At 61.5% G+C, this 13535-nt stretch carries 9 protein-coding genes; 2 read left to right on the top strand and 7 right to left on the bottom strand.

Features of this window, described 5'->3' with window-relative positions:
- Positions 1-35: 35 nt before the first annotated feature.
- Positions 36-1226, bottom strand: coding sequence for a TetR/AcrR family transcriptional regulator (locus CH290_RS27550; RefSeq protein WP_033188159.1), 1191 nt, complete (start codon positions 1224-1226; stop codon positions 36-38).
- A 667-nt stretch (positions 1227-1893) separates the two neighbouring features.
- On the opposite strand from CH290_RS27550, the gene CH290_RS30855 reads away from it, so the two are divergent.
- Positions 1894-2127, top strand: a complete 234-nt coding sequence (locus CH290_RS30855; protein ID WP_371828564.1) for a LuxR C-terminal-related transcriptional regulator — start codon at positions 1894-1896, stop codon at positions 2125-2127.
- Positions 2128-2276: 149 nt separating this feature from the next.
- Here the strand turns inward: CH290_RS30855 and CH290_RS27540 are convergent, their stop codons facing one another.
- Positions 2277-4328: a GDSL-type esterase/lipase family protein gene (locus CH290_RS27540; RefSeq protein ID WP_033188160.1), complete on the bottom strand. Its 2052-nt coding sequence runs from the start codon at positions 4326-4328 to the stop codon at positions 2277-2279.
- Positions 4329-4919: 591 nt separating this feature from the next.
- Between CH290_RS27540 and CH290_RS27535 the strand changes: the two genes are divergently transcribed.
- Entirely contained in the window at positions 4920-5114 is a 195-nt protein-coding gene (locus CH290_RS27535; RefSeq protein ID WP_141216161.1) for a hypothetical protein, read from the top strand.
- Positions 5115-5504: 390 nt separating this feature from the next.
- Here the strand turns inward: CH290_RS27535 and CH290_RS30445 are convergent, their stop codons facing one another.
- The 5 genes from CH290_RS30445 to CH290_RS27510 form a co-directional block, all read right to left on the bottom strand.
- Positions 5505-5828: a hypothetical protein gene (locus tag CH290_RS30445; protein WP_155295507.1), complete on the bottom strand. Its 324-nt coding sequence runs from the start codon at positions 5826-5828 to the stop codon at positions 5505-5507.
- A 125-nt stretch (positions 5829-5953) separates the two neighbouring features.
- Complete coding sequence (locus tag CH290_RS27525; RefSeq protein ID WP_033188163.1) at positions 5954-11425, bottom strand: ATP-binding protein; 5472 nt, start codon at positions 11423-11425, stop codon at positions 5954-5956.
- A gap of 106 nt (positions 11426-11531) precedes the next feature.
- The gene (locus tag CH290_RS27520) at positions 11532-11933 is read right to left on the bottom strand and encodes a PPOX class F420-dependent oxidoreductase (protein WP_033188164.1); all 402 of its coding nucleotides are present in this window, start codon (positions 11931-11933) and stop codon (positions 11532-11534) included.
- Positions 11930-12934, bottom strand: a complete 1005-nt coding sequence (locus CH290_RS27515; protein ID WP_052082981.1) for an ACP S-malonyltransferase — start codon at positions 12932-12934, stop codon at positions 11930-11932. The genes CH290_RS27520 and CH290_RS27515 overlap by 4 nt, the downstream gene beginning before the upstream one ends.
- A gap of 108 nt (positions 12935-13042) precedes the next feature.
- Entirely contained in the window at positions 13043-13534 is a 492-nt protein-coding gene (locus CH290_RS27510) for an ApeP family dehydratase (RefSeq protein ID WP_033188165.1), read from the bottom strand.
- Position 13535 lies beyond the last annotated feature (1 nt).

Here is a 13535-nt window from a genome sequence, read left to right as displayed (position 1 = left end):
TACGCTCTCCCCCGCGCTGCGGCGCAGCCGCGCTGTCACCGCGTTCGCGCCTCGACGCCGGGCATCAATACTCGCAGCACGCCATCGACGACGTCGACTGCTGCTTCGTTGGGGCGGGTCAGGCACCGGAAGAGCACGTTGTTGGTCAGCATGATGGCGACTTCGATCGTCGGTGCTTCGTCGAGGAATTCTCCGGTTCGGCGTCCCTGTTCGAGGATCGGAACGACCGCGGACGGCAAGTACAAGTTCTCGAGGACAGTGGTGATCGTGCTCGGTTGCTGGAACTGCTCGAAGCTCAATGCCAGGAGCATTCCCGAGCTCATCGCCCGGTTTCCGATGACGAACTCTCCCAACGCGATCAACGTCCGTCGCAGTGCAACCGTCGGTTCGACACCGAGGCGTTCGTCTGCGCGGCGCAAACGGTGAACCCGATCGAACTCCGGCTTCAGCGCGGCGACGATGATGTCGATCTTGCTGGGGAACAGTCGCCGCAGATCATCGACACGTATACGTGCCGATGCTGCGATGTCGGCCAGGGTGACCAGAAAATAGCCGTTGTCCGCGAACAGCGTCTCGGTCGCCGCGATGACATCCGCCTCGATATCCGGGCGCAGGGGGTCCAGAGCGTCGATATCATCGTGCGAATCGGGCGGCGGGGTAGTGCGGTCGGAATGTATGGGATCGATCGCCCACCGCAGAATCGAGGCAGTGGCCGCGGCGACGTCGCGGGACGGCACCGAACCGGGGGTAAGCATCTCCCGGAGCGCGAGTCCGTCCAGGAGCGCCGCCAGCACAGTGGACAGCGTGGTGAGGGTCAGCGGTTGGCGGACCGACCCGCCCTGAGACTGGATCGCGCGCCCGACCACAGCGCGGAAGTCGGCGTCGAGCCGCTCGAACTCCGGGGTGACCGCTTTGCGGGCACCGTCGTGATCTACGGCCAACAGAACAGCGATGAGTCGGCGCCGCATCAACCCGGACGTCAGATCGTCGAACAGCGCGGACACCGGGGAGAGCGACTCACGCGAACCCTGCGTCGTACCCTGCGCAATGTCGATTCCGGTGTAATTCACGGTGAGGTTGTCCAGTAGGTCCGCTACGAACGCCTCTTTGCCTCCGGAACCGCCCGATCGGGAATTGCCGCGGTAGGTGTTGTGGAACGTTTGGTGAGAGAGCCCGGCATCGTCGACGACCGCCGATATCGACAACGATCGAGCGAGATCGGTCATGTCGACCTCCCCCAACAACCTCGAACCTGCCTGGAGGAACTGCTCACGCGGGGTCGGCCTGGGATTCAACTATCAACCGCCTCTACGGATCTGATGCACCGGAACAGACGACGAACTATAGCAATCAGTCCGTAAAATCCGCATCGTGTAGTTGTTACTACACCTGACTGTAGGATCACCCCGAACTTCGGCTGCGTCCTCCAACGTGTTTGTGTTGCAGTGGATTCGGAGTTCTGATCAGATTGCAGCAAGTTTCAACCACCCCCGACACCGCCCGCTGCATCCCAGCAGTCGAGTGCGAGGGAGGTAGGTCGTAGAAGGTCTGCCCGCATACATCGGAGCGACCGTACGGTCAATGCTCACGGACGCCAAACGGGGCGGCGGCCCGCACACCCGCCCCCGTGCACGCCAGTGGTACATCGATACAACAGCCCGAACGAGCCGATCGACTACACCGCTGAGGGCGCGTGCGGCCCCTCGAAGGAGACACCTGATGGTGCTGACCAGTCACCGAGCCCACACCTCACCACCGCTCACTGAGTCCGGAAGCCTGCGTGCTTCACGGTCTCCACTAGGACCCAGGCCTTCTTCGCCGCGTCCGAATGCGGTACCGCCACTCACCCCGCGGCCAGCCCTCGCCTCTACGATTTCGCCACCAGCCCTACCGGTGTACGCCAAGCCGGGCTTGACCGAGCGTGAGATCGCCGTCCTGAAGGTGTGGCTGGATTGCGACTCGAAACTCGATGTCGCGAAGCGTCTTCACATCGCCTTGGGGACGGTCAACACCCACCTGTCGAGGATCCGGGACAAGTACACCCGGGTCGGCCGACCAGCACCGACGAAAGCGGGACTTGTCGCACGAGCCCTACAGGACGGAATCGTCACCCTCGACGATCTTTGAGCGTAAAACCCCAGACTGGTTAACTGCCGTCTGCGCGCGGATCTCGCCTCGGTGTTGGGGGTCCTGCGCGGCTCGGAGAGTCGGGTCTGCGCAATCACATCCTGACCGCATCGAGTTCGAGTTCGGACCCGCCATCGGACGGAGGGAAGTCAGTGCCCCGGTTGCGGTCCGCCACGATCCAGCTGAACAGCACGGACACGCTTGCTTGATCTGTATCCGGTAACGAGTGCGAGCGACAAAGCCCAAGCCGCGACGAGGGCAGCGACGAGCAGGAATAGCGACTCGCGCAGTAAAGACAAGGACTGCCCCAGTGCCCACGTCGCCGGTTCGACATCGCAATCCGTGATCGCTGTGTTCGGCTTGCCGCAATAATCGGGAGGCAATGCAGTCTTCATCACTTCGGCCAAAGGTCGGGGTTCACCCGTAGGGGCGGTCGACGGCTCTGGCGGCACCGGGTCGGGGTTGTCGGCTATCCATTTTGCGAAAACAGAAGCCATCCGTTCGTGTCCAATCAAATTGGGATGCAAGCTGTTGTGGAACCAATTCGAAGGATTGGTGCGTTGTTCGATTCGCCCTTCCTTGGTATTCACGGCGAGGATATTCACTCCCGCCAGATTTGCGTCATCAACATCGCAGATTCGAACGTTGCTGGCAGATAACGCGTCTTCCATCTCTCGCATGTAGAGCAGACCGTTTCTTGAGGCCGCGCGTTCGACCACAAGATTCAGTTCCGTGAGGAACCCATCTATAAAATTGCGCTCCGATGCGGTGAACGACGAATAAGAACACTCTCGCGTGACATTTAACGGTCTCGGGTATGGAACAGCAACGACCGGAATTTTGGTTCCGGTGACCTCGCGAAGAGACCTATACGCATCATCCAATTGCTCGCCGACATGGTCGAGCTGATCAAGCCAATTCTGTCCGCGCGTAGCGCAATCTCCAGGCGCAATGCACTCGATACCAATCTTGGAGAATCCCGCATCGTTACCGCCAATGCTGACAATGACAAGCGGAACGTCCGCGCCGCCATCGATCAAGTCCTTCAACAGCTCCGACTGGGGCACTGACACAGACGGTAGCTGGCCATCTGTACTGATGTGCCTACCCAGCGCGCCAGAGCACGCGAAGAAGGCCACCTTCGACGCGAGATCCCGTCCGGAATCGGTGTCTAGAATCGTACGAGCATAGGCCGTCTCCGCTTGTCGACACTCGTTCACACGGTACGTATTGGAACCGGCGTAGAAATTTCGAGCGCCTTCGCCCGACATATACGAATCACCAAGTGCAGCATAGACGCTAACGGATGACAGTGCGTCTACTTCGTCCGTCCACTGGACAACTGAGTCGTCGACAGGAACTTCCGAAGGCTGAAGGGACCACGCAATCGCGACCACGAGAACGACCAACGCAACGTCAAACTGACTGTTGGACGTAATCGCGAGCAACAGCAGCACGAACGCCAGTCCGATCACCAGCAACAACTTCGGGCTGGCATCGTATCGGTCATGCAAAACCCATCCGCACGCCACCATGGCAGCCGAACTGACCGCCACCACTATCAGAACTCCACCCAGCGTGAGCCTCGCGGACTCAAGAAGTACCTCGGAAACCAGCGTCACAACGGCCGGCAAAATTAGTACTGCACCCAGCGGGAATAAAAAATTGATTCCGTCGCGTTGATCCCATAACATAATCGTACCGAGTATCACAGCAATGCAGATTCCCATGAAAATCACTAAAGGAATGCGGAATTCTACGAGCCGGGGGTGTTCCCTGAGTTGTGACAGTGAAATTCCGAGAAGAATGAAGCCAACGCAAACCAGGCCGACCACGAAACCGTTCGAAGTCGCGCTCACCACACCGTTGACGCCATCCGGTGCAGGATTGCTCGCGCCCCTTGACTGCACTACCCACCCAGCGGCGAAGAAAGCGACCACTGAAGATGCACCCGCGCCCGTGAAGATTACTCGAAAGCTTAAAATGTTGGCCACACGGGCGCGACGCGTAGACACCTTGAGCAACTGAGCACCGGCGAAGAGGAGGGCTGCTGCAGCTAGAATTTGCCAGTTACTACCGCTCTGGTGCGAACGCCAGAAGAGTACAAGGGCAGAAAGGAGGCAGACGAGCGCCGAGATGAGCAGTGCTAACAGTTTTCCTTTGCGGCTGGCGCCGATCGGGTTGGCATATGATTCCTGCATCGTCGAGACCTTCCGCTACTGGTCAGCTTGATGCGTTATTCTGCACGCCGATCCACCAAAAGTTTCAAGAATTCGCCGTTCTGTGCTAGGACGATCGCGCACGAGGCGTTCCACCGTGCGCGGTCACGCGAGTATCAGGGTCCATACGTCTCCGTTCGAAGAGTGTCCGCAGCAAGACAGTCCACAGCAGGGACCGATACTGAGCCAAGCACTTAGTGGAGGCGTGGATCTCCACGATCCAAGTGCCCTGCTACCAGCGCCACTCCCCCCCTGCAAGCCATCGAGGGACGGTGCCCGCGTTCTCCCAATGTTTAGCTCGGCACTACCAATCAGTAGTTTGCTCAACGGGAGTCAGTGACAAGTGGACTGCCCTGGCGGTGAAAGGTCCCTGTAAGGGAGGCCATCGAGTGATCAGAGTGATCAGAGCATGGTATCTAAGGTGTCCAGGTCAGGCGTGCGACAGCGCCTCTGTTAGGTCATTCCCGTCGCCCTCGACGGACCGATCCTCGCCGCCGCGGCATTCGGCTCGTCGTCGCTAGACTGACTGTGTCGGCGATCCCGTCCATTGCAGGCAACGTTTACTGCGCAGTCTTGACTGCGCCGTCCTACGCCACAGTTGCACGAGCGGCATTGGCGCCTGCAATGGTTCTGACGATGAGCGAGATCGCCGCCGCCGTCCTGCGTGCACCACGCCGCCACCGTGCAGCACGTCTGGTCGAGGCTGTCGGAACTCCAGGCACCAGCGCTGCACCAACTTGGGCCGACGACGCGGGCGAGGCCGAATAATTGACAGCGGAACAGCGGAACAGCGGAACCAAGCCCTGCCAGAGCAGCCGAAGACCTCGACAATGGACTGCTCAAGCCCGCCGTGTGGATTATTGTCAACCTGTACCTGGCGCACCCCGACTGGTCGCTGAGCTATATCGCACGCCACCTCGAGTAATGGCCGAAAACAACGGATATGGAGTAAAACCTGGTCAGGGCAGGTAAACCGTCTCGGGCTGCAGCGTGAGCTGTTTGGTGCTTGGCTGTCGACATCCTGTCAGCGGGGCGGTTGAGGTCGGATTTCGTGGCGACGCGTGTGTTAGTGGACGATGAGTTGGCGCGTCTGCGGGAGTTCCCGGAGATCACTCGCGAAGAGTTGTTTCGGTTCTTCACGCTGACACAGGCTGAGCTTCAGTCGCGACGCAACTGGCAAAGCTTGCTGCCGACGTGGATGCGCCGACGACAGAGCTTACAAACGCCGAGGTAATAGCTCTGCCGACTGCGCTGCAGGTAGGAAACATCGCCAAACGTGGCGATGCCGAAGAACTCGGGTGGCGGGCGATCGCAGTCCGCGTCGATGCCAACGACAGGAATCGCTATCTGGTTGTGAAGGGACGCGAGACGGAGTGGGCAGGTACCGAACAGATCGAGTTCTTGCAAGGGTTTGCCCGGCCTGGCATCGATGTCATCGCAAGACCTGGAAACCCTCCGACCGGTCACGAGTTCGATCGACACTGCGTAACACACGCTGGCCCCTGACGAGTTGAGTCAAGTCCAACACCGACGTGTACCGCACCGTCAGCGCAATGTCGACTAATTTCAGCCCACTGAATCTGCTTGAGTGGGTGGTGGAACAGAGTTTATGCGACGACCTCCAACGGCGCTGTGGCGCGCGCGATTCCTCGTTCGACGGCTGCGATGATCTGCGGCCGTAGCTCGGCGGCGGGGACGATGTGGTCGACCGACCCAACCTGCTGAGCTCGTTGGATGTTGTGGATGGCCTCGAATTCTTGCGCAACCTCACCGAGCTTGGCGTTGCGGACATCTGCTCTGGCCGTTGCCAATTCGACGCGCAGGTGGGCGCGGTCCGCATCGGTGTCTGCCGCGGTGAGCTTGGCTTCGAGTTCCTTCACAGCCGGATCTGCTGCGGTACGGGCATTGACGTCGCGGGTGAACACGACCGCAGCTGCCGGTGCACCGCCGAGGACGGAGGCGAAGGAACCTTGCACGGCGAGTACTTCCATGTTGTCGTTGAGTGCTCCGGAGAACACCACGAATGCGCCGCCGTGGTAGCGGGATACGACGCAGAACACGATCGGGCCGTCGAAGTTGACGATCGCGCGACCGATTTCTGCACCGTACTCGAGCTGGATGTTCCGCAGTGACTCGGGCGAGCCGTCGAAGCCGGACAGGTTGGCGAGCACCACGATCGGACGCGAGCCGCTGGCAGCATTGATCGCTCGAGCGGTCTTCTTCGACGAACTCGGGAACAACGTGCCCGACGTCCACTGATCCGGTCCGTCCGCTGGGAACCAGCCCTTACGCGGGATGGCGCGTGATTCGATGCCGATGACGCTGACCGGGATTCCTGCGAGGTGAGCGTCGAAGACGACCGAGGTGTCGGCGTCGGCCATGTCGGCCCACCGCTCGAGGACCGAATGGTCCTGGTCGACGACGGCACGCATCACGGTGCGAATGTCGAACGGTTTCTTGCGATCTGGGTTCGTCACGCTGGAGAAGATGTCGCCGACGGTGGTGAAGTCGCTCGACGGGTGTACGTGCGGGTAGCTCTGCACGTCACGGGTGATCGGGTCGGCGGTGAGCGCACGACGCGGGAAGCGCTCACCGGGAGCGGCGTAGGCGTGCTCGTAGTGCGCGAACAGAACGTCGACGGCACCGCGCAGGTTCGGTGCCCAATACTGCGCCTGTCCGTTCGGTCCCATGACGCGGTCGTAGCCACCGATGCCGAAGTTGTCCTCGGCAGAGACGCCACCGGAGTAGTCCAGGGACTGCTTGCCGGTGAGCACCATTGCGCTGTCCGGTGTCATGACGAGGATGCCCTTGGTATGGGCGAGCATCGTGGCTTCGGCGTTCCAGTACGGCTGCGCGCCGACGTTGATGCCTGCGACGACGATGTTGATCTCACCGCCGCCCTGGGTGAAGGTGATGATGCGGCGCAACCCGCGAGATACCCAGTCCATGTTCTCGGTGCCCGTGGACATCGAGATGGTGGCACCCGAGGACAGTGCGAACCATTCCACCGGTGCGCCCAATTGCTCGGCGAGATCGATGGCCGCGACGATGCGCGAGCATTCGGCTTCGGCGACGGTGCCGAGCGCCTTGGTCGGGTCACCGAACAGCGCGACGCGGGTGATGCCCTCGGGATAACGCTCGCTTGGGGTGGTGACGAGACCGGTGATGATGCCGGCCTTGTTGTGTCCGTAGGGCCGGTCGACCGGCGAGAGGACACCCGATGCGTCGAAGTCGTATTCGGTGAACGAGCCATTGGATCCGGTGAGCAGTGGAATCAGCTCGTAGGGGTAGACCGTTCCGCGTGCTTGCGAGCGTTGGACCTTCTGGGTGTACTCGTCGAGCGGGCGCATCGGTTCGGTCGGCTTCGCGGTGACCTTCGCAACGACGCCTGCGCCCGAGCGATAGGAGAACCGGACGGCAACGTCGCGAGGAGCCGAGCCTGGTCCGTTCTTCAGGCGGGCGATCAACGTGATCTCTTCGAGGCCCGCACCGATCGTGGACGGTGCGATGTGGCGCGCGATTGTCGCGAGTCGGTCCTCCGGCACGTCGAGTACCGGCCACACGTACAGCGTGACTCGGTTGGCGTCGAGCCGCTTCTTTCCGCGTCCAGCTTGGGTGCGCCGGATACCGTCGAGGCAGGCAGCGACGGTCCGCTCGATCTCGGGAACGGCGACGACCTCGCCGTTCTCGTCGAGTTGGGTTGTGACGCCGCGGATCTCGGCGAGGGCCATCAAACGCTCGTCCGACGGGTTGTTCTTCGCCTTCAACTGGAACAGGTACGTGCCTGCGGTTGCAGGCAAGCGCTTGCCGTCGAAGTTCTTCAGGCGCCACAGGTCGAGGCGCTGTCCCGTCAACGGATGCATGTCCCGGATCGTCAGGTCCTCGGCAAGATTCCCTTCCGGATCCGGTCTCAGCGTGATCTGACTTGGCGAACCAGTGCCGAACACTGTGACGGTGATACGGCGCCATAATCCCGAATGTGCCTGTTGCGCAACGAGTTGCCGAATTTCCGCACTGAGATCGCCTCCGTTCGACGGCGCGTCGGGCCAAAAAAGGTAGACATCGACCACTTTGGTTCCCGGCTGTGCCGCTGCGATGCTGTCGACCGTAGACAGAGTCGAATGTAACGTGAATCGGTCGGTTCGCACGGCGATGACGTGTACTTGGGTTCCATTGAGCAGGAACGCTCCGGTGACGAACCGGCGGTTGTCGCAGTCTGAGGCCTTCACGTTTCCGAAGTGATGGATTCCGTAGTACTGGCGAGTAATAGCTTCCAGCAGGGCATCGGGATCAGCGTCGTCGAGAAGGTCGATGAGCGGTTCCTCCACATCCACGACCGACTGCATGCGGGCGGCGTAGTCGGGTGCATCGGGGTTCTCGGCGAGATACTGCAGGCTGCCTCGGACACCGTCGTAGACCTGATCGCGTGCACGGCGAATCTGGGGAGCATCGAACAGATGGAACCGGAGGTTGCGTGCGACGTCGCCGATCACCGGGTACCGCGCCTGTGTGGCGACGATCAGACGCTCGAGCACCTCACCGATATCCGATGAAGGCTGCGCAGAGGAGTCGGTGAGCCAATGATCTAGAAGCGACGCGATGACCGGTACCTGATTCTCGATGCGCTGTAACGCGAGGAAGACGCGGTAGACCGCCTCTTCGAGTTCGGGCGTACGTCCCTCGGTGGCATCGGCGTCGTAGTGACGAAGAGCACGAGAGAGCTTGGTGCGGAACGATTCCGGAAGACCCTGAATGTCGGCGTCGAGCGAGTGCAGGAACGAGTGGAAGTGCTCGCGGGGCGAATGGACCCGTTCGTCGTTGTTTTCCTCGTCCATCGTCGGACGGTTACGGGACAGCTCGCAGATGTCTGCGAAGGTGTTGAGCAACGCCAATTCTGCGTCGATCACCGCGTGATCGTCGCGAGGGACTGCGCTGCGCAGTTCGTCGTATCCGGAGAGCAGTGCCCGTGCTCTCGTGGCGTTGACATCGAAACCTGTTATCAACGCGGACAATTCGGTCAGCCGCGACAGTGCTTGGCAGCTGGGGGATTCGCCGACGGTGGTGGTGACGGTCCGGAATTCGACGCGTGCGGTCTGCGAGGATGCCTTCTGCTCGCCGGCCTGATCGACACGAAGCAGTGCGGCACCGGAATCGACCTGACCGTTGACCGAGGCCAGCACTTCGCGCACGGTACCCGCGTACGGGGAGCGAACCGCGGTTTCCATTTTCATGGACTCGAGTACGACGAGGGTCTGGCCGGCTTCGACCTCGTCGCCGACGGCGACGGGGACGGCGACGACGACGGCAGGCGCCGGGGCGCGGACGAGTCCGGCTTCGTCCTGGCTGATCTGGTGGCTGATTCCGTCGACCTCGACGAGGAAGTGTGCTGCGCCTGCGACGGTGACGACGGAGAAACGTCGATCCCCGAGGACCAGACGGCTCTCGTACTGCCCGAGCCGCTCGACGTCGACCTGCAGATCACCGCTGTCTCCGTCGACCTGGTAACGGTGCGGTCCGATCTGACCGACACCGAGTTTATATGCCTGACCCTGGTAGCTCAGCTCGACGGTGCGTCCGACAGTGTGGCTCGCGCGGGGCCGACCACCACGAGCGGACGACAGGAACGCCGCACGCTCGCGGGCTTCCTCGGCGTCGTAGGCGTCGATCGCTGCGGCGATGATCGCGACGTCGGCGTAGACGGTCGGTCCAGTAGCAGTGCCGGCGTCGATGCGGTCGAGCCAACCGGTGTCGGCGGAGGCCGAGATGACTTCCTCTTTGTCGAGGAGGCTGAGCAGGAACGATTTGGTGGTGGTGCCGCCGTCGATGACGACGGTCGTCTCGCGCAGCGCGTTGCGCAAGCGGGCGAATGCCTCGCTGCGGTCCCGGCCCCACGCGATGACCTTGGCGACCATCGAGTCGTAGTCCGGCGGAATGACGTCGCCCTGAGCGATGCCGGTGTCGACGCGTATGCCGGTTCCGAGGGGGAACTTGAGCAGTTCGACGCTGCCCGGTGCCGGTGCGAAGCCGTTGTCGGCGTCCTCGGCGTTGAGGCGTGCTTCGACGGCGTGGCCGAACTCGGTGGGGTACTCGCCCTCCAGTCGGTCACCGTGTGCGACGAGGATCTGCAGTTTGACCAGGTCGATGCCGGTGGTGAACTCGGTGATGGGGTGCTCGACCTGCAGACGGGTGTTGACTTCGAGGAACGTGAAGATCTTCTGCTCGGGCTGGTACAGGTATTCGACGGTCCCGGCACCCGCGTATTCGGCGGCCCGTACGAGTTCGGCGGACACCCCGCGTAAGTGATCGGCCTGTTCCTTGGTCAGCAGCGGAGAGCTGGATTCTTCGATGACCTTCTGATTACGACGCTGGATCGAGCAGTCACGTACACCAGGAGCCCAGACGTTGCCGTGGTTGTCGGCGATGACCTGGACCTCGACGTGGCGTGCGTCGGTGACGAGCCGTTCGATGAACACGACCGGGTCGCCGAAGGAACGTTCGGCTTCGCCTTGGGTGCGTTCGAGTGCAATTTCGAGTTCGTCCTCGTGGAAGACCTTGCGGATACCGCGTCCGCCACCGCCGCTACGAGCCTTGATGATCAGCGGGTATCCGATGGCCTGGGCATGCCTGCGCGCGTCCGCGCGAGTTTCGACCGGTCCACCGGACCACGGTGCGACTGGAACACCGACCTTCTCGGCGAGGAGTTTGGCTTCGACCTTGTCGCCGAGCAGACGCATCGCGCTCGCGGACGGACCGATGAACGTGATGTTCAGGCGCGCGACGATGTCGGCGAATGCGGGATCCTCGGCAACGAATCCCCAACCGACCCACACTGCATCCGCCCCGGACTCGACCAGTGCAGCTTCGAGCACGCTGTAGTCGAGATAGGCCGAGCCGGACTCGGGCTTGCGCAGCGTGACGGCGTCGTCGGCCTGACGGACGAACATCGCCCGTCGTTCGGCCTCGGTGTGAAGGGCGACCGTCCGGATGCCGTAGTCGTGCTCGGCGTTGAGTTCCTTCACGGCCCTGATCAGGCGTACGGCCGCTTCGCCTCTGTTGACTACTGCAATCCGCTTGAACAACGTGTCTCCTCGATGGCGTGGGTCTGTCGGCCCTACGGTTGCTGCGTGTTGGCTAGATGCCCGGCAAGGTGCTAGATGCTCAGCAAGGTGAGTTGGCGGCCGTCGATCACTGACTGCTGACACTGTCGATCCGGCCGACGAGCTTGACCCTGTCGGCGACATCGGGTGGGAGTTTTCCTCCGAGTGTTCGTCCGTACCGTTCTGCGAGGATCGTGAAGAAGTGCCCGTCGTGGTCGGATTCGATGGTGGTGACGCTCCCTCGTACTTCGAGATAGCGATAGGGGCGGACCGGGTCGGTTACACAGAGTGAGAAGCGCGGATCTGCAGTCAGGTTTCTGAACTTCACTCGCGTTGTCGTAGTGGTGAATGCGAGGGACCCTGGCGACTGGTACAGGAACCACATCGGATTGACCTGCACTCCTCCATCGTGGCGCAGGGTGCCGAGACTTCCGAACAATGGTGCCAGAAGAAGATCACGGTGCGAGTCGGGAACACCACCGCCACTCATCGGGTCTCACCCCGGAAAACCTCGTCGAATTGCTCGTCCAGGCTCAGGACTAACCTGTCGTTCGACCGGTCGTGCTGACGAGTCCATAATTTTCCGTAGGACGTTCCGGGCGCGAGCTCGATCACCGGGATGTCGGGGTAACTGGTGGATGCAGTGGACATGCAGAGGTCCCAGCGCACGGGCGACACGATCTGTGTACTCAGACGGTCCTTCAGATCGGCTCCGTTTCTGACTACGGCTCCATCCCGGTTGGAGAGAAGAGTTGGTCTCTCGGGTTGTGCATCGGTAACAGCGACCGGCACGAGATCCTCGGTGAATCGCGTTCGAGCATTGTCCATGAACGGTGAATGAAACGCACCGGCCACATCGAGGTAGATCGCTCTGACTCCTGTGCCCAGACGAAGTTCGAACGCTTCGAGGGCTCCGAGTTCACCGGCTACGACTATTTGGCCCGAGCCGTTGATGTTCGCAATCGAAATGTCCGATGAAGCCGACGCGATGGCCAGCATCTCTTCCGGGCGTGCGGGGTTCCTCCGCGAGGGCATCAACGCAAGCATTCCTGTGGATCGAGCTGTGCAGCAGTTCGACATGTACCGCCCGCGAGCGCTGGCCAGCCGTATGGCGGTGTCGAACGAATAGAACCCCGCGATAGCAGCAGCGGCGAGCTCGCCGACGGAATGCCCGAGTACACAAGAAGCTGCTCGGTCGAACCAGGTTCGTTGGGACAGCGCCTCGAACGCAAGTAGTGACGCAGCCGTCACCAGTGGTTGGACCACGGCGGTGTCCTGCAATGCTTCACGGTCTCTGGACAATGCTCTCAGATCCAAGCCGACTGCACGACTCCACCGATCGCACATCTCGTTGGCTCGTGTCGTTGCGAGCCACCGATCGAGCAGACCGGGGTATTGCGATCCCTGTCCGGGGCACAAGAAGATAGCGCCTCGAGCTACTGGTGATTCGCTGCGTGTGTGGTCCTCGTCCTCACGGAATGTTGTTGTCATGCTCAATCTCCTGCTGAATGACGTTGTCCTTCATGAGATATTCCTGGGTGATGCACGATGCGGCCAGTACTTGTGCGTCGGCGCGTCGAGATTGCGGGCTGGTGACGGTTACGATCGAGGCTCTGTGTCGTGCGGGCTCCGCACTGCGAGCAGTGACTCGACTGTCGCTACTGAGATGTCTTCACCAGCGGTGACAATCTCTCCGCTGAACGTGGCGTTGGATCCTGAGTCCGAGTCGATGGCGACACGATGGAGCAATGTGACGTCCGCGTTTGCCGTGGTGTGGAAGGTGACACCTCTGGCCGCGCCGAGGATCAGTCCACGTCTGTCCGGGTTGTCGTCGGCTCCGACAAGCGACCACACTATGCCGCAGGCTTGAGCGAACGCTTCGAGTACGAATAGCGGCGGTACGACGCCGTCGACGTTCTCTTCGTCGGCGTCCATCGGCGCAAGTCGTTGTCGCAAGACTGACACGGTCAGCGATGTGAACTCGGATGCGATGACGCCGCTGCCTGTCCGGCTACAGGTTTCGACGATGCGGTCGACCAGAAGAGCGTCTCTGCGGTGAGGGAGTAGCGCCTCGATTTGTGCGTCGTTCACG

The sequence above is a fragment of the Rhodococcus sp. 06-156-4 genome (assembly GCF_002259345.1).
GTDB lineage: Bacteria > Actinomycetota > Actinomycetes > Mycobacteriales > Mycobacteriaceae > Rhodococcoides > Rhodococcoides fascians_E.
This window is presented reverse-complemented; position numbering and strand designations above follow the sequence as displayed.

Bases quoted from the DNA above. Each gene is read 5' to 3' on its own strand.
- CH290_RS27550 (WP_033188159.1), bottom strand. From the start codon at position 1,226: ATGACCGATCTCGCTCGATCGTTGTCGATATCGGCGGTCGTCGACGAT.
- CH290_RS27540 (WP_033188160.1), bottom strand. From the start codon at position 4,328: ATGCAGGAATCATATGCCAACCCGATCGGCGCCAGCCGCAAAGGAAAA.
- CH290_RS27520 (WP_033188164.1), bottom strand. From the start codon at position 11,933: ATGAGTGGCGGTGGTGTTCCCGACTCGCACCGTGATCTTCTTCTGGCA.
- CH290_RS27515 (WP_052082981.1), bottom strand. From the start codon at position 12,934: ATGACAACAACATTCCGTGAGGACGAGGACCACACACGCAGCGAATCA.